This is a genomic window from Marinomonas sp. A3A, assembly GCF_018336955.1.
In the GTDB taxonomy this organism is placed as follows: Bacteria; Pseudomonadota; Gammaproteobacteria; order Pseudomonadales; family Marinomonadaceae; genus Marinomonas; species Marinomonas lutimaris.
This window is the reverse complement of sequence record NZ_CP025532.1, coordinates 2,843,500-2,863,488: the sequence shown is the minus strand read 5'-3', so window position 1 is coordinate 2,863,488 and position 19,989 is coordinate 2,843,500. Positions and strand designations below refer to the sequence as shown.

The following is a 19,989-nucleotide window of genomic DNA, read 5'->3' as shown; positions in this document are numbered from 1 at the left end:
AATGAAAAAAGCGGGATCGATATGTATTGATCCCGCTTTTGTTTTTAGGTAGTTTGAAAGATGGCTATATTACGCTATCGCTTGAACTACAAGTGTCGCAAGAATCAGCATAAAGGCGCCGCCAATTCGAGAAGATATCTGGGCGAAAGGCATTAGTTCCATGCGTTTACTTGCTGCAAGAACCGCTACGTCGCCTGTACCACCCATGTTAGCCATGCAAAGACCGCCAGTGATAGCCGCTTCGATAGGGTAGAAGCCCATCAACCAGCCAATCAAGCCAGCGCCAAACACTGCGCCAAGTACTGTGATTAAAACTAATAAGAAGTACATAGGAGACAAAGCGTCTAGAATTTGGTTTAGATCGGTATAAGCAACACCGATACCAACCAACAATGCCGGCGTTAGGTTGCCTACAACAAATTTATACCAAGAGAACGCTGCTTCTTCTAATGCTTTTGGCATGATGCCAGACACTTTGATGATCGCAATAGATAGGATCATTAGAGCGTATGTGTGCATGCTGATGTAATTTGATAGCAAAGTGCCAAGGAAATACATGCTTACCGCAAGTAAAGCGCCAATACCTAATGTTGTGATATTGAGAGAGGATGCTGTTTGATCTTCTTCCTCTATTGTTTTTTGACCACGAATTAGCTGGCCATTACCTGTAAGACTAGGTGCTACTTGACCAAGCTTGTGTAGCAAGCCCGCCATAACAATGGCAATAGCGTTACCAATAGCTAGTGCTGGAACCATTTGAGACATTAAAGATTCAGCACTCATGCCTGTTTTCCCAGACATGATTTCAACTAGAGGTACAGCACCTGCACCCATGCCACCGCCCATAATAGGTAGAGCGATCAGCATAACGGAATCGTAGAAGCTTTTGCTAACCAGCATGCCAATTAGACCTGTGAAGATACAAGCAAAGAAAGCCGATCCTAAAATGACAGGAATGTACTTCAACGCTGCTTTTTTAAGGGTCTGAGTATCCATACCGAATATAGAGCCGGTCACTAAGCTGGCAACATAAAAAGATAAAAAGCCGCCACTTTTCATGAATGTCGTGACATTACTTTCTGCGCTAGAAGGGAATAGGCCGCTGTGAAATAGATAAGCAGAACCAAAAATAACCACGATGGCACCGCCACCAAAAAATTGGTTGATAATCGGTGTTCTGTCCCCAATGTAATTAAGAATAAAGCCAACAATAACCATAATCCCTATGGCACCTATCATTCCGCCGGGCATCATGCCTGCAAAGGTGGCTAATAAAATAGTGATAGCGGCAATAGCTAATATGATTTTACTGGTGCGTTGATCTCGCACCGTCATTACATCATTAGTGATCATTGTAGACTCTCTTTTTTTCTGCTTGTTTTGATTATTCGCCGCAGTCTACCAACCTTCGTTCTAAGCGGAAGTTACTTTTCCTTTAATGAAACTAAAAAGCAGTTTTGAAACTTTTGTAAGGGTTTTTTTGGTGGGATTTTGCACAATTGCGAGTTTGTTTTGTCATGATCTGATTTACTGTACATCGTCAAAACACCGTTTTTTAACTATGAAAAAACGGTGTGGCGCATCAGAAAAGTATGTATTGGATAAGGTATTAGTGGATATTATTTTTTGGGCTGTACGATTGAATCCATGCTGTCATTTTATCTGCAGCCATCGGTTTGGCAATAAAGTACCCTTGACCCCGTAGGCAGCCCATGTCAATAAGTGCTTGCACGTGTTCAAGAGACTCAACCCCCTCAGCAATTAGGTGGTAGTTAAACGCTTTACTGAGCGCAACAACACAAGCGACGATAGAGCGATCCTCTTGGTTTGATAAAATGTTCTGAACGAAACTTTTATCGATTTTTAACGTGTTTAGTGGAAGTTGTTTTAAATAGCTAAGTGACGCATAACCTGTCCCGAAATCATCTAGTGCTACATGAACCCCTAATTCACAGCAAGCTTTTACCACTTCAACTGCATTGTTAATATCACAAATTGAAACAGTTTCTAGCACTTCAAGTTCTAATAAACTGGGATTGGTATTGGGAATATTTTTTAATAATTGACCCAGGCGTTGAGCGAAGCCTTTGCTAAGTAAGTGGGCTGGGGCAATATTGACGCTGACAACTAAGTCATTTTTTTGCCATAAGACGTGTTGTCTAAGAGCTTCTTGTAAAACCCATTCACCGATTAAAATTCCTGTATTTGGATGCTCCAATACCTCTGAAAACTCACCCGGATAGAGAAAGCCCATAGTAGGATGGTTCCAACGAATGAGAGCTTCAACTCCTATTAACTTATGATTCAGCATGTCTACTTGAGGTTGATAATGAAGAACAAATTCATTTCGTAAAATACCTCTTTCAGCTGCCTGCAACATTGTTCGTCGAGCATATTGGCGTCGCTCTTCTTCAGGATCAAAAAATATAATATTATTTCTTCCCATGTTTTTTGCTTGATACATGGTTTGATCAGCTCTGCGTAAAATAGTATCTGCATCTAGGCTATCGTTGGATACTAGAGCTACACCAATACTTGCTGATACTTGAACTTGGCAGTCAAATTCCGCTAATTCGATGGGAGTGTTGACTAATTCAATAAGGCGGTTGAGAAAACCGTCACATTCTTCTCTACAGTTAACATCACGAAGTAATAAAACAAACTCATCACCACCGATTCGGGCTAGAGTGTCGCTTTTTCGAAGTATCTGCTTTAGCCGATTTGCAATGGTAACTAGTACATAGTCGCCTGTATCGTGACCATAATTGTCATTTACAGGTTTAAAATTATCTAAATCAAGAAAGGCGACAGCTGCGGCATTTTGATTGAGGATAACTTGCTGTAAATTTTCGAGTAGCAAAGGGCGGCTTGCCAATCCTGTTAAGTTGTCATAATGAGCCATATCGTGCAGTTTTTTTTCTAACTCGGCCCGATGGATAGAGCTAATAATAGCGCGTATGAGCTGAGGGCTTTGTAATTGGCTCTTTAGCAGATAATCACTGGCACCAAGTCGCATTGCTTCAGCGGCGACTTCTTCATCGCCTAAGCCTGTTACCATGATCACTGCGCAGTGGCTATCCATTTTGGTGCGTATGTTATTGAGTAGAGTAAGCCCAGAATTTAGCCCTAAGCGATAGTCAACAATAACGCAGTCGTAGTCATTGTTACTGAGGAAATTCATAGAGTCCTCAACCGATGATGCTTCTGAAATATTGGTTTCTATATCGGATTTAGACAGCATTCTACGCAGGCGTTCGCGATCGACATCATCATCGTCGACAATTAAGAGTTTTAGAACGTGACCTTCATTGGTTTCTAATACTTCCATGATTTCTCCAGACCTAGCGATTGGGCTCAACAGCATTTCTATAGGCATCCATTAAAGCGGCAAGTTTTGCAAATTGTGGTCCCACAGCAGACTTGACCATATAGCCTGCTACATTATTGTCGTAAGCTCGCGAACGATCATTGTCATCATTCGAGGTAGTAAGGATAAAGATGACAGTATCTTGTAGGCTTGGGTCGTCACGTACATACTCTAAAAACTCAAAACCATTCATGACAGGCATATTCAAATCCAGTAACACCACATAAGGCGTTGTCAACGCTCTGCTTGGGTGCCTGTTTTCAAGAATTTCAATAGCAACCTTGCCATGCTCTGCAAAAACAAGGTTTATATCTGGCGCTACTTTTCTTAGGCTGCGTGTTATTGATTCTGCTGCTACATCATCATCTTCAACGATGAGTACACTTAATTCTTTAATCATGAGTGTCTTTCCTTTTAGATATGAGTATCTTTCCTTAAAAATCTAGGCCACCAGACATGGAAAGTGACGCCTCGTTGATGCTTATTTGCTTCAACACCTATACGTCCTCCATGTGTTTCTACCAAACGCCGACTGACTGATAAACCAATTCCTGTGCCGCTGCGCTCATTAGATGTCACAGTTTGAAATAGGCGAAAAATACGTGTGAATGCGGCTTCTGGAATACCAGGTCCATCATCACAAATCGTAAAATGACAAAGGTTGTTTTCAGCAACACAGCCAATGGCAATGGAGCCAGTATCTTGGTCATGATGCTTTATAGCGTTACTAATAAGGTTGCGCATGACGGTTTCGAGAGGTGTCCATACCGAAGTGAAATATTCAAGTTGGATGTCACGGGAAATTGTTATACCTTTTGGGACTTCCAAGAGTTCGAATATATTGTCGAATAGAGTATTTACATTAATATCTTGTGTGTTGGACTCCACTTTTCCTGCTCTAGCATAAGCTAATAAATTATCTATTAGCTGCTCCATGCGCTGAATACGAACGCTGATACGCTCAAGGTTTCGTGTCACATCAGGCAAGGGATCTTCACCAATATCTTCTTTAACCCATTCTAATAAATCTGCAATGCCTCTTAGTGGAGAGCGTAAGTCATGAGAGGCAACGTAAGTAAACTCTTCTAAATTGGTGTTGGTTTCACGTAGCTCCTGTTCTAAACGTTTGCGCTTGGTAATGTCCAATAAAGAAACAAGCACCATTTCGCTGTCTTCTTCGTCTTCAAATGGGCTTAGCCCTATTTCAACAGGAAATTCCCGTCCGTCCTTATGTAAGGCGGTAAGATCTCGACCCACGCCCATCATTCTTGGTGTTGGGCTTTTGTGAAAAGTATGACGTAAATGGTTGTGATGTTTGCGATAGCGTTGTGGCAGAAGCATATCCATCGACTGATTTATTAATTCCTCAGAGGTATAGCCAAAGGACTGGCACAGTGCACTATTTGTTAAATGTATAATGCCGTCAGCATCAATGACCAGTACACCATGAGGCGCATCTTGAATTGAGCGTTGGAACATATTACTTGCTCGTTGTCTTGTCGTGAGGTCAATCAAGGTTGCCAAGACAAAAGTTTGATCTCCCTGTTCTATTGGGTTTAAGCCAATTTCAATTGGAATATGTTTTCCATCTTTTTTGCGTGCATAGAGAGCCTGTCCAACTCCCATTTGGCGTTTACGAGGCTGACTGAAGAATTGCATCATGAGCTTTTTGTGGTTTGCTTGAAACTCGATAGGGAGTAAAAAATCAATATCTTCCCCTAATAGCTCTTCTGATGAATAACCTAATATTTCGGAAAGTGTTTCATTGATAAATAAGATTTTAGCGTCAGTATTGACCACCATGGCACCCATAGGTAAGCAGGTAACTAATTGCTGTAAAAAAGCATTTTCTGCCAACTGTTTGTTCTGTATCGGGTTATTGTTATTAGTGGCTTCATTATGATCCATCATGCATTCCAATTGTAAAGAAGACTCTATATATAGATAGACTAGGAATGAAAGAACAGCAATTAACCTAATTATTAGATTTGTTAAAAATAGCATCTATTACAATATGATGGCGTGAAAAACGAAGTGTAATTTTGGTTGTGTTTTTTGGAAACGCTAGTAGATGCAAGTTTGTCTGATTTTGCGGTATGCATCTCTTGGTAAGGTATGAGCAAGTCCTTCTGTCCTAGCTTCTAGACTATGCCTTTCGGGGCTCTCAGAGTAAACGTCACTTATCGTTGCTATATTTCGAAAGGCACCTTTTACGAGATACTTTCTTTACTTGAATATACTGTAATATAGCAAAATTACATCAAACCTAAATAGAGTAACATTTGTTAAAAAAAGTGATGAAAAAGTTACAAAAAAAACATGTTGAGTGATCGTAAATAGAGTTTTTGCCAATTGAATACTGCATTAATAAACGCTAGCATGCTTTCGTTTTATGAAATGTTGTTTCTTCATTTTTTAAATGAAGATGAGTTGCGTTTTGCCAGTAATGTTTTAAAGATTTAAGTCCTAAATCTTATTGGTTAATAGTAGTGGTTTATTAAATGGAGTTATGAAAAATTAATGAAAAACATTAAGTTAAGTGTATTGCTTTTTTCTAGCTATGGATTGATTGTTTTAGGCTTAATCATGATCGTTGTGTTGTCTTTCACTCGAATGAACAACATTAATAGTCAGTCGACAGTCATTTCTGAAGACTGGTTGCCATCAGTGCGTTTAGTTGAGCGTATTAACACTCAGACTGCAGATTTGCGTAATGCTGAAGCGGTTCATATTATTTCTCATATGCAAGAAGAGCAGGCGAAAGCTGAGAAAGAGATTGAAGACTTGAAGTCTAAAATTGCTAAGTCTATTGATAGCTATAGAGCGATGTCTTCTAGCCAAGAAGAAACGTCATTATTAAAGCAGTTTGAGCAAGAATACAAAAACTATTTAGGTATTCAAAATCAATTACTTAATTTATCAAGACAGAATGAAGATGAGGCTGCTCGATCTTTATTTATGTCGCAGTCTTTAATGAAATATAATCAGTACTCGGATGTATTGTTAAAACTTTCTGAAGTGAATACGGAAGGCGCCAACCTAGCAAGTAAGAATGGCGACATGGTTTATCAAGAGTCTATTTCTATTCTTGCTATCTCTGCAGCTGTTATTGTAGTGATGGTCTGTATTGTGGCTTTCTATATAACACGAACATTAACTCAGCAGGTCGGGTACATTCAAAATGCCATGACGCGTTTGTCAGGTGGTGATTTAAGTTTTCGTTTAGATAATGTCTCTCGCAGCGAATTAGGTATGTTAGCGAGTCACTTCAATACAACAATCGAACAACTATCTACAACTGTTAACGATATTCAAGATGCGGCGACTCAGTTGGCTTCTACATCAGAAGAGCTTAGTACTGTTACGGAAAAATCGACTCAAGACATGCACCAGCAAAACGAGCAGTTAGAGTTGGCTGTTTCTGCGGTAACTGAAATGACATCAGCTGTTGAAGATGTGGCGCGTAATGCGGTCTCTACTTCGAAAGACTCTGATATTGCTGATGAGCGCGCTGAACTAGGTCGAGATCAGGTTCAGCAAACCATAAAAACTATTCAGTCTTTACTGACAGAATTAAAAACTACGACTCAAGGTGTGAATGATTTAGCAGCGCAAGTTAGCAGTATTGGCTCAGTATTGGATGTCATTCGTGGTATCGCAGATCAAACGAACTTGCTGGCATTAAACGCGGCGATTGAGGCGGCTCGTGCTGGTGAAACTGGTCGAGGTTTTGCGGTTGTTGCAGACGAGGTGCGTGCCTTGGCTCATCGTACTCAAGAGTCGACAAAAGACATTGAGAAAATGATTCAGTCAGTACAAAGTGGAACAGATGTTGCGGTAAGCTCAATGCAACGTAGCCATGACAAGGCCAATGCGACATTGGATATTGCTAACTTGTCAGGTGATGCACTAAAAGCTATTGCCGAGTCTGTTTCTCGTATCAATGATCAGAATATTGCTATTGCCAGCTCGGCAGAAGAGCAAGCTTTAGTTGCACGTGAAGTAGATAAAAACTTACTGGCTATTCGTGATATTGCAAACGAAGCGGTTGCTGGGGCAAATCAATCCAGTGCAGCGAGTTTAGACCTTGCACGACTAGCAGAAAACTTAAATGGATTAACGAAACGTTTCAAACTGCTTAAGTCGTAACGTTATATCTGTTAGATTGTAACTAACATGAAATGATATTAAAAAGACCGAGTAGTTTGCTATTCGGTCTTTTTGTTTTACCTAAGTATTAACGAATTAATGAAAGGCAAGTAGCAATAATGGCTGCCTGTACGCTAGTTTATTCTATGGAATGGACGCTTAGAGTCGAGTCTGGTTGGTCTCTGTAACGTATCTTGGTCATCAGCTCCAGTGTAGAGATTGTCGTTATTGATATAAATGATGTTGTATTCTTCAGGGTAGAAGTGGGCGCCATCATATCGCATAGTGCGACTATCTACTTCGGTGACGATTGTGCCATCATTCAGCATAATGCCGTTCCCCAATGTAAATTTGCTAAGTGATGTAGGGTTCGGGGCCCCTGGTAAGGGGCTAGTGCAGCCAGCATCAATGTAGTTTTTGATATCGGTGGTGAATTCGCTACGACTGAAGGATACGGTCACGATATCATAGTGCGCTTCACCTTCTACGTGCCCACATGGCTTTCTCCAAGAGCCTTCAAGGTCACTGGTCGTCACGGTGGCGTTATATACTTTTTCGATATCGTTAGGATTGTTTTCTGTGTCGTTACCTTCGCTCTCGGTATCCTCGACTTCTGTAACAGGGCTTTCGTCGCTGCCTTTGAAATAATTCCCAATTTTGGTGTAGCTTTCATTGCCTACGCAGCCAGCCATTAGTACAGAAACTAGGCTTACCAATACAAGCTTTTCCATAGCACTTTTTCCTTACGAAATTGTCAGTTCAATATATGATTAAAATAGTCTCGCATAAGGCGAGCAGTAGTAACAAGCATTACACCTGCTTGCTTTTTAATCAAATTTCACTCTGTCTGTTTTTAGCAAAGCGGCACTGCTGGAGTTCACCAACTTGTCGCTTTTTCTTTCGATGAAGAAGACTTCTAGGTTTTCATTTTTGGCGATTTTTGCACCTTCAACTGGGCCAAGGCAAAGCATAGTTGTTGCCCATGCATCGCTGATCCTTGGATCAGTACCAAATACCGACGCTGAGACAAGGTCGTGTGTAATCGGCTTTCCTGTACTTGGATTAATGATATGGGAATACTCTACGCCGTTATCGTCGAAGTGGCGGTTATAAGTGCCTGATGTATCAAGAGTGACGCCATCTTCGTTTTTCACTGTGATGACTTTATAGACTTTTGGTGCGCCGTCAGCAGAAGGAATAGGGCTTTGGATCGCGACTCGCCATTTGTCACCATTAGGCTTGCGTCCTTTGATTTTCATATCGCCACCAAATTGCACCATGTAATTATCGTAGCCTTTGGATTCTAATACATGACTTAACTTGCCAATGGTGTAGCCTTCGCCCATGGAAGAAAAATCAAGCTGCAAAAAAGGACGTGTTTTGCGTACGCGCATATTTTCTTCGTCGACCTCTATCTTCTCTATCCCAAGTTCAGATTTTAGGGCGGTTAATTCCTCTGGTGTTGGCACATGAAGTTTGTCGGTCTTAAAGCCCCATAAATCGAACAAAGGCCCTATAGTTGGATCGTAACAGCCTTCTGATTTAGCGTGTATGTCTTGGGCAATTTTCACTAGCTCAACAAAATCTTCGGATACTGGTTGCCAGCCAACGGAAGGGCTGCGGTTAAACTCGGAAATGAAGGAATCTGGACGATAAGTGGAAAGCTCTTTATCAATCTTCGCAAGCGTATCGTTAAACGCAGCTTGTACCTCGGCGACTGGAACTTCGTCTTCGGACCAAAAGCTAATTTGATAGGTTGTGCCTTGGGCATAACCTTCCACCGTTTCAAGTTTTGGTGGTTCACTGCAACCCACTAAGAAAGTCGTCATCAATAGCGTGCTAAATCCCGTGATCTTGGTCACACTCAAACCTGATTTTATTGAAGCTGACATATTATTTTAGCCCTATGAAAAGTAAATTCAGTAAGTTTACCAGTGGATTATGATCAACTCTATTAACCAGCTTATCATCCACACTTATGTGCATTTTGTTGTTCTACTTTTGTTTTCAAAGCTCTGGAAGCAGGCCATTTCTAACGGCGCCGGGGGAGATGCCTGTCATTCGTTTGAAGGCCCGACTAAAAGATGCTGTTGAGCTATAGCCAAGGCGATCTGCGATTTCGTCAAGATTCAGGTTGTCTTGGCTGATCCATTGGCTTGCGAGTCGCATGCGCAGATTGCCTAGGTATTGCTGTGGTGTGGAGTGGGTTAATTCGGTAAAGCGCTCAGCAAAGACAGACCGTGAAACGCCCATTTCGGAAGCCATATCCGCGACCGACCATTGTCGACCTGGGTCATGGTGTAGGGCGGATAAAACCTGTGCCAATTTGGGGTCGCGCATGGCTTCAACCCAGCCACACACATCGCATCCAACTTCTACCCAACGACGTAAAATCGCAGCGGCCACGACATCGGCAAGCCTTGTTAAAATGACGCTGTATCCAGGTCGTTTGGCTTTTAGTTCTTTGGTCATGACATCAAGAATGGCCGGGATTTGAGGGTCATAATCGGGCACGGTTTCAATATGCATGACTTCGGGCTTCAAATGGGCTAGTGGATGAAGCCAGCCTAAGTTGAACTCCATCGCACAACTGAAAATATAGTTGTCTTTTGATCTACAGATTTCAGTATCACAAGCACGGATTTCAGAGGAGGCATCACACAGTGATACTTTTTCAAAGGCATCGATACTGACTAATGGCACGCCGTCTTCGCTATAAATATCGTGCGCTCCAGCACAAGGCAGCAATACAGCATCACCACAGGCAAGTTTGTGTACTGCACCACTCTTGGTTCGAAGTAATACTGAACCTTGGCCAATAAAATGAAAGTACGCCAATTTTGTATCGGCTCCTTCTCCATATTGCAGGCCGAATGGTGCTGAAATTTCGACACGCCGATATTCAAGGCCTTTAAGGCGAACACCCGACAGAAGCTCGTTTACCATGTCGTGTCGGCTTTCATTGAATTGGCTAGTTGGTAAAGAAGGTTGCATAATGCTCCGGACGAAATGGTATAAATTTAAGATATATTGGTATATATCGTCTGGACTGTCCATATTATTCTTCTCTGCATGTTGTTCGATAGGCAATGTACAAACATTTATATCCAGAGGATTTTCAATGACGAATACCGTAAATGAGCCATCCATGCAGACAAAAGAAACGCCTGCTTGGTGGGCTGTGATAGCCATGACGTTAGGGGTTTTTGGGTTAGTTACGGCAGAGTTTTTGCCTGCTAGCCTTCTTACTCCGATGGCGTCAGACCTTTCCATTACCGAAGGCATGGCTGGCCAAGCGGTTTCGGCTACTGCTATTTTGGCGGTTGTCGCCAGCCTTTTAACGGCTACCGTGACCCGCAGAATAGATCGTCGATACGTATTGCTGGGCTTCTCTGTGTTATTAATTATCTCAAGCGCTTTGGTTGCGCTTGCTCCGAACTTCTTCTTGCTGCTGGCTGGTCGGGTATTACTTGGTATCGCGCTTGGTGGTTTCTGGACTATGGCGGCCGCTGTCGTTATGCGCTTGGTTCCCGATAAAGACATTCCTCGTGCGCTGGCTATTATGTTTAGTGGTGTGTCAGCTGCGACGATTTTTGCGGCGCCGCTTGGAAGTTACCTTGGTGGTACTATTGGCTGGCGCAATGTCTTTTGGCTTGTCGCTTTACTAGGCGTTCTGGTTCTTTTTGTCCAGTTTGCGACCTTGCCGAAAATGCCGCCACGTGGGCGAGCGACATTGGGTACATTAATAGCAGTAATGAATCGACCGAGAATGAAGTTTGGCCTAATAATGCTGGTGCTTATTTTTACAGGTCACTTCGCATTATTCACCTATGTCCGACCCTTTCTTGAAAACGTAACAGGCGTTGCTACGGCTGGTATTTCTGGCATTTTGTTGGGCTTTGGTGTGGCGAACTTCATTGGGACTCACCTAGCTGGTGCGTTAATTGCGCGATCTCTGCGTCTTACCTTAACTGTTGCACCATTGATCATTGGCTTAGCAGGAATAGGGATGGTTAGCATTCAGGGCGCTGTTGCTCCAACCGCTGTATTGGTAGCGATTTGGGGTATGGCGTTTGGTGGCGTGCCTGTTGGTTGGTCGACTTGGATCACGCGTAGTGTGCCGGACGAAGCCGAAAGCGGTGGTGGACTTTTAGTTGCTGCTATTCAAGTAGGGATTGCTACCGGTGCCGCAGCGGGTGGATTGGTGTTTGATACAAGTGGTGCGTTGGGTGTCTTTAGTATCGCTGCTTTGATACTTCTGGCGGCTTCCTTGTTTGTCTCAATCGGCTTGAGAACTAAACCCACGGCAGTTGCAAAAAGCATTTGATCTAAAAAACGCCTATCTATAAAAATCATTAGCCTAATGATTAAAGCACTCTGATTATATTGTTAATAGTCAGGGTGCTTTTTTATTCATTGGGTATTAGTGTTTAAAGGTCAGTCTATTAATAATCGCAATCCGAGTGATGCCATTAGTAAACCTGTCACCCGCTCGATCCATATCTTAAAAATCAGTACTTTTTGTTGGATTCTGGCTGACGTGAGTAAACATGCGACCAGTGCAAACCAGAGAAAATGCGCTAAAGCGATATAAGCGCCATAACCAAGCTCCATCAATAAAGAGGTATCAGTAGAAATAACTTGGCTAAACAAGGATACGATGAACAACATGGTTTTTGGGTTGAGTGCGTTACAGGCAAAACCAGACCAAAATGCAGAGCTGTGTTTAGATACTTTGTTTTGAGGCGAGTCTTCTTTTTTTGATAGCTCCGATGTTTTCCTCTTCCTGAGTTTTGAGCCCAAAATGATTGCCTTTATATCGGGCCATAAGGCAGAAATGCCTAGCCAAATAAGGTACATGGCGCCGAGATAGCGCAAGGTATTCAGAACCCAAATATTATTTGCAAACACAATCCCCAGTCCCAAGAGTGTATAGGCTAAATGTACACTGATGGCAGCGCTTATTCCGATGGCGCATAAAATGCCATCTCGTCGTCCTTTTAATAGTGAGACTTTTGATACCATTGCAAAATCTGGCCCTGGGCTCATAACAGCCAATAGCGTGATAATGGCAACGGAATATAACTCAAATTGGTCGATATTTAACATGGTAAGATACTCTCATCTGTGAATAATAAGAGCATGGATGAATGGGGAAATTAATAAAATCGATAATTAATGGTAGATATTGTGAGTAATAGTCACATAAAAAGACGACTACCTCCTTTGGGCGCATTGACTGCGTTCGAAGCAGCAGCGCGCCATCAAAGCTTTTCTCGTGCGGCTCAAGAGCTTCATTTAACTCACGGTGCGATTAGTCGAGCGGTTGCGCAAATAGAAGACCGTATTGGTGTGCAGTTATTTGTTCGGCGTAATCGACGAGTGTATCTCACGTCAGCTGGGCAAAGATTGTTAAAAACCACATCTGAAGCGTTAGATGCACTGAGTCATACAGTGGAAGAAATCCATCGGCATGATAGCTCATCGCCATTTCTTACTGTGTCGTGCGAACCCAGTTTAGCGATGCGTTGGTTAATGCCACGTTTGGGGACTTTTCGGGAATTATGTCCAGAATTGAATATAGACCTTAGGATGGCGGGTGGTCCGATTGATCTCTTATCGGAAAATTGTGATATTGCGATTCGACGCATGGACTTTGGCTTTCATGAAGATTATCAAGTAACGACACTTTGTGCTGAATCAGCTGGCCCTGTGTGTTCTAAAGTTTATTGGGATGGTGTTCAGAAAGATGTAAACAAGGCTAGTTGGCTACACAGTCGTACTCGGCCTAATGCATGGAATGACTGGAAACAGGTTAATGGAATGGAAAACCTGGCCTCAAAAAATGAGCAGTATTTTGATCATTTCTTTTATGCCTTGCAGGCCGCACAAGAACAATTAGGTATGGCAATTGGTTCTATTCCGCTTGTAGAAGATGACTTAAAGGCGCAGCGGCTTATTGCACCATTAGGTATGCAATCTACAGGATATGATTACGCGATACTAACGTTGGATGACCCGAAGAAAGATCTGAGAATTGAGGCATTTGTTAATTGGTTAATAGGGCAAATTACTCGCTAAAAAGGAGCAAACTAGATGCCTAAAGTGTTTGTATTTGGAACCTTGAAGGAAGGTTTCCCTAATTTTAAAACGAATAAAGGTATTCGCTACCGCGGGGAGTTTGCAACCAAAGCACGTTACCCCTTATATCTTGTAGGCGAGCGGTTTTCGCCTTGGTTGGTGTTGAAGGAAGGTGAAGGGCATCCTGTGAAAGGGCAGGTGTTTGATGTGACGGATGACGTTTTAGCCGAGATGGACACATTGGAAAGAATTACGGCGGTAGATGGTTATCGCAAAGTTAGCCTGCCTGTTGTTTGCTTGGAATCAGGCGACGAAATTACGGTTCTCGCATACGGAAAACCACCCGAAATGTTGCAAGATGTTCAGGTGATGCAAGAGTTAGCTGGTGAGTATGGCCTTGAGCATGCGGTGCTTTATCGTAGCCGTGTGGCAGTTGAATAGTTATGTCTTAGTAAGTGCATATTGGTTCATGTTAAAAGCTCTAGGTTGTTCATCCTAGAGCTTATTTAGATCAGTCATTTTTTTCGTGCTTATGAACCTTGAGCGGTTTGTGTTTTGGTTTGTTTTCAGGGGTTACTCTCTGCCTTTTATCTTCTTTTCCTGTTGATTTTGCAATTGGTTTTGGACCTGGTTTGATTCCCATTTAGTACTCTCCAGTAGTTTTTTTAAATAATGTTCTATTTGAATATAGCTGATAAAAATAAAGTATGGCTCAACGGTATGTGTATTTAACCTGTAACTATATTTAACAAATGTAGTTAGCAAAACTTTTCCTCTAGAAAGCCCTAAATAAGAAGCTTTAAATTAGGCTTTTGTCTTTCCATCTCAATGTAATTCTTTGCCATATCCAAAGCCGTCATCCTCTCTGTCGTAAATTGTCATTCGCTGGACGCTTCCAAGCATTAGGGTAGAAATCTTTATCTCTATTATCACGGTGAACGCTTAATCTACGGCGTCTTGGCAGACTAAGACGCTGCAACCTTTTTTAAACACACCACGATAATCGTTGAAGCGATTATTTATCTAAGGAGCTGATCTGATGCAGCATTATTCCGGCTTTGGGTTGTTAAAGCACAGTTTTAGCCATCACGAGAATTGGCAGCGGGTGTGGCGTAATCCAACCCCGAAAAAGAAATACGATGTGATCATCGTCGGTGGCGGCGGCCACGGTTTGGCGACGGCGTATTACTTGGCGAAAGAGTTTGGTGTCACCAATGTCGCGGTGATTGAAAAAGGCTTTCTTGGCGGTGGTAACACAGCTCGAAATACCACAATCGTTCGTTCTAATTATCTGTGGGACGAAGCGGCTCATTTGTATGAACACGCGATGAAGTTATGGGAAGGTCTGTCACAGGATTTGAACTACAACGTGATGTTTTCTCAGCGTGGCTGTTTGAACCTTGGTCATACTTTGCAAGACATGCGCGATATTGAACGTCGCGTGAATGCCAATCGATTAAACGGTATTGATGGCGAAGTATTAGACGCGAAACAAGTGCAAGAAATTGTGCCTGTATTGGATTGTTCTGATCGTGCGCGTTATCCCGTTATGGGGGCGTCTTGGCAACCACGTGCAGGTGTTGCTCGTCACGATGCCGTTGCTTGGGGTTTTGCCCGTGGCGCTGATGCTCATGGTGTGGATCTGATCCAACAAACAGAAGTTGAAGATTTGATCATTGAAGATGGAACTGTTGTTGGTGTGCGTACTGCCCGTTACGGCGAGATTCGTGCCGATCGTGTAGGTTGCGTGGTGGCTGGTAATTCCAGTGTATTGGCGAAGATGGGTGGCTTCGAGCTGCCATTAGAGTCTCATCCTTTACAAGCTCTAGTGTCCGAACCAATTAAACCAATTCTAGATACGGTTGTTATGTCTAACCAAGTACACGGTTACGCGTCGCAATCTGACAAAGGGGATTTGGTAATCGGCGCTGGTATAGATGGCTACAACGGCTACGGTCAGCGTGGTTCTTATTCCACTATCGAGCATACGATTCAGGCAATTGTGGAAATGTTCCCAGTCTTTAGCCGTGTGCGTATGAATCGTCAGTGGGGCGGTATCGTTGATACCTGTCCAGATGCTTGTCCGATTATCAGTGAAACACCAGTGAAGAATTTGTATTTTAACTGTGGTTGGGGAACGGGCGGTTTTAAAGCGACACCAGGCTCAGGTCATGTGTTTGCTGCATCTTTGGCGAAGGGTGAAATGCATCCGTTGGCAAAACCTTTTTCTATGTTCCGTTTCCATAATGGCGCCCTTGTAGATGAACACGGCGCGGCTGGCGTAGCACACTAAACGGGCTAATACCGAATAAGGAGAGAGTTACCATGTTTCATATTTATTGCCCGCATTGTTGCGAATACCGTGAGGAAGAAGAGTTCCACGCGGCAGGACAGTCGCATATAGCACGACCACTAGATCCAGATGCCTGCACGGATAAGGAATGGGGTGAATACATGTATTTCCGTGCTAACCCGCGAGGAATACATCACGAGCTTTGGGTGCATGCGGCAGGTTGTCGTAAATTTTTTAACATCACTCGTAATACCCAAACTTACGAAATCAAAGAAGTCTACAAGGTGGGCGAAAAACCATCAGTTGTAGCCGACGAAGCGAAATAGAGGCGGGATAACATGACACAAGATTTGAGTAAGCAGTCTAATCGTCTTCAAGAAGGCGGACGTATTGATCGCTCTAAGCCGCTAACTTTCACCTACAATGGCAAACAATATAAAGGCTTTGACGGTGATACGCTGGCGTCCGCTTTGTTGGCGAATGGTGTTGATATTATCGGCCGGAGTTTTAAATACAGCCGTCCGCGTGGCATTGTTGCCGCTGGTGCTGAAGAGCCAAATGCGATCATGCAAATTGGTTCTACTGAGGCGACGCAAATTCCAAACGTGCGAGCGACTCAACAGTCTTTGTATGCTGGTCTGGTGGCTAGCAGCACTAATGGTTGGCCGAATGTTGAAATGGATTTGATGGGGTTAGTGGGGAAAATTGGTGGGAAAATGATGCCGCCAGGTTTTTACTACAAAACCTTCATGTACCCAAAATCCATGTGGGAAACGTACGAGTCTTATATTCGTAAAGCAGCAGGTCTTGGTCGCGCACCAAAAGAAAATGATCCAGACATCTACGACAAGATGAACCAACATTGTGATCTCTTAATCGTGGGTGCTGGTCCAGCTGGTTTAATGGCCGCATTGACAGCGGCTCGCTCTGGCGCTCGAGTGATTATTGCTGATGAGCAAAGCGAGTTTGGTGGTAGCTTGTTAAGCAGCAAAGAAACGCTTAACGGTAAGCCTGCGACAGAATGGGTCAAGGACGTGGTTCAAGAGTTGTCTGGTTTTGATGATGTATTGATGCTGCCTAATTCTCAGGTGAATGGTTATCACGATCATAACTTCTTAACCATTCAGCAGCATTGTACGGACCAGTTTGCAGACCGTGCGCCGAATGGTCAAATTGCTCAGCGTTTGCATCGTGTACGAGCGAAATGGGTTGTTTTAGCGACCGGTGCTCATGAGCGTCCTTTGGTTTATGGTAACAATGATGTGCCTGGTTGCATGGTCGCTAATGCTGTGTCGACTTACATCAATCGTTATGGCGTGGCTCCTGGTAAAGATCTAGTACTAATGACCTCCAATGACAATGCTTACCGCGCAGCGTTAGATTGGCATGATGCTGGTCGCAATGTGGTGGCGATTGTTGATTCTCGCAAGAATCCTCAAGGTACCTTTGTGGATGCAGCACGTGACCGTGGTATCAGTATCATTGTTGGTTCTGGTGTCATTGAAGCACATGGCAGCAAGCGCGTATCGGGTGTATCTATTGCACCATTGAACGATGCGGGCGATGCGGTTGTCGGTCCTATCATTAAGATGGCGGCGGACACGGTAGCAAGTTCAGGTGGCTGGAGTCCGGTTATTCACTTGTCTTGTCATACGGGCGCTCGTCCAGTGTGGAATGATGAAATTTTAGGTTTTACGCCAGGTGCTACCTATCAGAAGCAATTAACTGCAGGTGCGATTAATGGTGCGTTTTCTACCGCACAAGCTTTGTCTGAAGGTGTGAAAGTTGCATCTGATGCCTTGTCTCAGTTGGGATTAGCTAAATCAGACGTGGCATTGCCAGAAACTGAAGTCGTCGAAGAGGGCAAAGCCATGGCTTTGTTCCATATTCCACATACAAAACCAACATCAAAAGCGCCTAAGCAGTTTGTCGATTATCAAAATGATGTCACAGCAGCAGGTATTGAATTAGCGTGTCGTGAAGGTTTTGAGTCTATCGAGCACGTTAAGCGTTATACCGCCATGGGCTTTGGTACGGATCAAGGTAAGTTGGGTAACATCAATGGTATGGCGATTGCGGCAAAAATGCTCAATCAAACGATACCTCAAACAGGTACGACTATTTTCCGTCCTAACTACACACCAGTTACTTTCGGTGCGATTGCAGGACGCGATTGCGGTGAGTTGTTCGACCCAGAACGCTATACGGCAATGCATGCTTGGCATGTTGAGCACGGCGCGAAGTTTGAAGATGTGGGGCAATGGAAGCGTGCTTGGTATTACCCTAAAGGCAACGAGACGATGCAACAAGCATTGGATCGTGAATGTTTAGCGACTCGTAAGTCTGTAGGGATATTGGATGCCTCTACATTGGGTAAAATTGATATCCAAGGTAAAGATGCTCGTGAGTTCCTTGGCCGTGTTTACACCAATGCATGGGCGAAATTACCAGTAGGTAAATGTCGTTATGGCTTGATGTGTGGTGAAGACGGCATGGTATTTGATGACGGTGTGACATCTTGTTTGGCGGAAAATCATTTCTTAATGACTACCACGTCTGGCGGTGCTGCACGCGTTCTGTCTTGGTTAGAAATTTATCATCAAACTGAATGGCCTGAATTGGAAGTGTATTTCAATAGTGTGACGGACCATTGGTCAACCATGACAATTTCTGGCCCGAATAGCCGTAAGTTGTTAGAAAAACTGACGGATTATGATGTGTCAAAAGAAAATATGGCCTTCATGGATTGGAAGCCTATGACGGTTGCTGGCGTACCAGCCCGTGTGTTCCGTATTTCCTTTACTGGTGAGTTATCTTTTGAGATTAACGTACAAGCCAACTATGGCTTACATGTTTGGAAGGCACTATTTGAACATGGTGAAGAATTTAATTTAACACCATATGGCACGGAAACTATGCACATCTTGCGTGCAGAAAAAGGCTTTATCATTGCAGGTCAAGACACTGATGGTTCCGTACATCCGTTTGATCTAGGCATGTCATGGGCTGTCTCTATGCAAAAACCATTTAGCTTTATCGGTAAGCGCGGTATGCAGCGTGAAGACTGTGTTCGTGAGAATCGAAAACAGCTTGTTGGCTTGAAAACGATAGATCCTAAAGCAGTATTACCAGAAGGTGCGCAAGGTGTACTTGATCCGAAGGCGCCAATTCCAATGCCAATGGTTGGTCATGTGACATCAAGTTACTGGAGCGCGAACTTGAATCGTTCTGTGGCAATGGGTTTTGTAAAAGGTGGCTTAAATAAAATGGGTGAGAGAGTCTTTTATCCATTGGCAGATGGCCGTGTTATTGAAGCTGAAATTTGCAGTCCAGTATTTTTAGATCCAAAAGGGGAGCGTCAAAATGTCTGATGTCACAGTAGAAGCAATGGAAGGGAAGTTGGTGACAGATCAACTTCCAACAGGCGCTATTGTAGGTGAAAGCCCTCTGCATCACTCTGATCTTGCTAGTATTGCTAAGAAAGGGCCGCAGCAAGGTGGCGTGCACTTTCATGAGCGTAAATTGAAAGGGCTGTTAACTCTACGTTGCGCACCTTCAGCAGAGCAACTAGCAGTGATTGAATCTTTATTGGGTGTGGCTTTGCCAATGCAGCCGTTGACTTCAGTAACGACTGACGCGATTTCAGTGCGTTGGATGTCTCCCGATGAGTGGCTCATTATTGTGGCGGGTGAGCAGGCTTTTGAAATAGAAACTCAATTCCAAGAAAAGCTTACTGGACATTATGCATTAGTGAATATTAGTGGCGGCACAACCATTTTCGATGTATCTGGCAGTCATGTTGTTGATATGTTGAAAAAGTCTACACCGGTGGATTTACATGCGAGTGAATTCCCTGTTGGTAAAGTTGTGTCTACGGTATTTGCTAAAAGTGGGGCGACTATTTGTCGTCTGGCTGACGACAAATTTGAATTGGTTGTACGTCGTAGCTTTGCAGACTATCTCTGGTTATGGATTCAGGACGCGAGTCGAGAATATGGCCTACTGGTAAAAGCGTAACTTTTTCTCATTCACTTGTGTTAATTCACGGTTTTGGTTGGCCACTTTCTAGTGGTCAGCCGTTTTCGTGACGTAAAAAACT

The 19,989-nt window shown here is 43.3% G+C and carries 17 protein-coding genes; 8 read left to right on the top strand and 9 right to left on the bottom strand.

Annotation, left to right across the window (positions count from 1 at the left end):
- Positions 1 to 69: 69 nt before the first annotated feature.
- From CYL31_RS13385 to CYL31_RS13370, 4 genes are all read right to left on the bottom strand, one after another.
- Entirely contained in the window at positions 70 to 1,353 is a 1,284-nt protein-coding gene (locus CYL31_RS13385) for a 2-hydroxycarboxylate transporter family protein (protein ID WP_212915705.1), read from the bottom strand.
- Positions 1,354 to 1,609: 256 nt separating this feature from the next.
- The gene (locus tag CYL31_RS13380; RefSeq protein ID WP_212915704.1) at positions 1,610 to 3,328 is read right to left on the bottom strand and encodes a GGDEF domain-containing response regulator; all 1,719 of its coding nucleotides are present in this window, start codon (positions 3,326 to 3,328) and stop codon (positions 1,610 to 1,612) included.
- Positions 3,329 to 3,341: 13 nt separating this feature from the next.
- Positions 3,342 to 3,767 carry a response regulator gene (locus CYL31_RS13375; protein ID WP_212915703.1) on the bottom strand — a complete coding sequence of 142 codons (426 nt, stop codon included), beginning with the start codon at positions 3,765 to 3,767 and terminating at the stop codon, positions 3,342 to 3,344.
- A 14-nt stretch (positions 3,768 to 3,781) separates the two neighbouring features.
- On the bottom strand, positions 3,782 to 5,278 hold the full coding sequence (locus CYL31_RS13370) for a sensor histidine kinase (RefSeq protein ID WP_249411580.1): 1,497 nt from the start codon (positions 5,276 to 5,278) through the stop codon (positions 3,782 to 3,784).
- A 609-nt stretch (positions 5,279 to 5,887) separates the two neighbouring features.
- On the opposite strand from CYL31_RS13370, the gene CYL31_RS13365 reads away from it, so the two are divergent.
- Entirely contained in the window at positions 5,888 to 7,516 is a 1,629-nt protein-coding gene (locus CYL31_RS13365; protein ID WP_212915702.1) for a methyl-accepting chemotaxis protein, read from the top strand.
- Between the two features lie 134 nt (positions 7,517 to 7,650).
- On the opposite strand, the gene CYL31_RS13360 is transcribed toward CYL31_RS13365, so the two are convergent.
- The 3 genes from CYL31_RS13360 to CYL31_RS13350 all read right to left on the bottom strand — a co-directional run bounded on the left by CYL31_RS13360 (position 7,651) and on the right by CYL31_RS13350 (position 10,510).
- Positions 7,651 to 8,247: a hypothetical protein gene (locus CYL31_RS13360; RefSeq protein WP_212915701.1), complete on the bottom strand. Its 597-nt coding sequence runs from the start codon at positions 8,245 to 8,247 to the stop codon at positions 7,651 to 7,653.
- A 96-nt stretch (positions 8,248 to 8,343) separates the two neighbouring features.
- Positions 8,344 to 9,408, bottom strand: coding sequence for an FAD:protein FMN transferase (locus tag CYL31_RS13355; protein ID WP_212915700.1), 1,065 nt, complete (start codon positions 9,406 to 9,408; stop codon positions 8,344 to 8,346).
- Between the two features lie 115 nt (positions 9,409 to 9,523).
- Positions 9,524 to 10,510 carry an AraC family transcriptional regulator gene (locus CYL31_RS13350; RefSeq protein WP_212915699.1) on the bottom strand — a complete coding sequence of 329 codons (987 nt, stop codon included), beginning with the start codon at positions 10,508 to 10,510 and terminating at the stop codon, positions 9,524 to 9,526.
- A 127-nt stretch (positions 10,511 to 10,637) separates the two neighbouring features.
- Between CYL31_RS13350 and CYL31_RS13345 the strand changes: the two genes are divergently transcribed.
- Positions 10,638 to 11,843, top strand: a complete 1,206-nt coding sequence (locus CYL31_RS13345; RefSeq protein WP_212915698.1) for an MFS transporter — start codon at positions 10,638 to 10,640, stop codon at positions 11,841 to 11,843.
- 110 nt (positions 11,844 to 11,953) lie between these two features.
- Here CYL31_RS13345 and CYL31_RS13340 read toward each other — a convergent pair whose 3' ends face one another.
- Positions 11,954 to 12,625 carry a LysE family translocator gene (locus tag CYL31_RS13340; protein WP_212915697.1) on the bottom strand — a complete coding sequence of 224 codons (672 nt, stop codon included), beginning with the start codon at positions 12,623 to 12,625 and terminating at the stop codon, positions 11,954 to 11,956.
- An 81-nt stretch (positions 12,626 to 12,706) separates the two neighbouring features.
- Here CYL31_RS13340 and CYL31_RS13335 point away from each other — a divergent pair, with 81 nt between their 5' ends.
- The gene (locus CYL31_RS13335; RefSeq protein WP_212915696.1) at positions 12,707 to 13,597 is read left to right on the top strand and encodes a LysR substrate-binding domain-containing protein; all 891 of its coding nucleotides are present in this window, start codon (positions 12,707 to 12,709) and stop codon (positions 13,595 to 13,597) included.
- A 15-nt stretch (positions 13,598 to 13,612) separates the two neighbouring features.
- The gene (locus CYL31_RS13330) at positions 13,613 to 14,038 is read left to right on the top strand and encodes a gamma-glutamylcyclotransferase family protein (protein ID WP_212915695.1); all 426 of its coding nucleotides are present in this window, start codon (positions 13,613 to 13,615) and stop codon (positions 14,036 to 14,038) included.
- Positions 14,039 to 14,108: 70 nt separating this feature from the next.
- On the opposite strand, the gene CYL31_RS20845 is transcribed toward CYL31_RS13330, so the two are convergent.
- Positions 14,109 to 14,240, bottom strand: coding sequence for a hypothetical protein (locus tag CYL31_RS20845; RefSeq protein WP_283248207.1), 132 nt, complete (start codon positions 14,238 to 14,240; stop codon positions 14,109 to 14,111).
- A 396-nt stretch (positions 14,241 to 14,636) separates the two neighbouring features.
- Between CYL31_RS20845 and CYL31_RS13325 the strand changes: the two genes are divergently transcribed.
- Genes CYL31_RS13325 through CYL31_RS13310 form a run of 4 tightly spaced genes read left to right on the top strand, consistent with a single transcriptional unit; the run spans position 14,637 to position 19,907 of the window.
- The gene (locus CYL31_RS13325; protein ID WP_212915694.1) at positions 14,637 to 15,890 is read left to right on the top strand and encodes a sarcosine oxidase subunit beta family protein; all 1,254 of its coding nucleotides are present in this window, start codon (positions 14,637 to 14,639) and stop codon (positions 15,888 to 15,890) included.
- Between the two features lie 32 nt (positions 15,891 to 15,922).
- The gene (locus CYL31_RS13320; protein WP_212915693.1) at positions 15,923 to 16,216 is read left to right on the top strand and encodes a sarcosine oxidase subunit delta; all 294 of its coding nucleotides are present in this window, start codon (positions 15,923 to 15,925) and stop codon (positions 16,214 to 16,216) included.
- A 12-nt stretch (positions 16,217 to 16,228) separates the two neighbouring features.
- Positions 16,229 to 19,261, top strand: a complete 3,033-nt coding sequence (locus CYL31_RS13315) for a sarcosine oxidase subunit alpha (RefSeq protein WP_212915692.1) — start codon at positions 16,229 to 16,231, stop codon at positions 19,259 to 19,261.
- On the top strand, positions 19,254 to 19,907 hold the full coding sequence (locus CYL31_RS13310) for a sarcosine oxidase subunit gamma (RefSeq protein ID WP_212915691.1): 654 nt from the start codon (positions 19,254 to 19,256) through the stop codon (positions 19,905 to 19,907). Before CYL31_RS13315 ends, CYL31_RS13310 begins: the two co-directional genes overlap by 8 nt.
- The last annotated feature ends 82 nt before the right edge of the window (positions 19,908 to 19,989 follow it).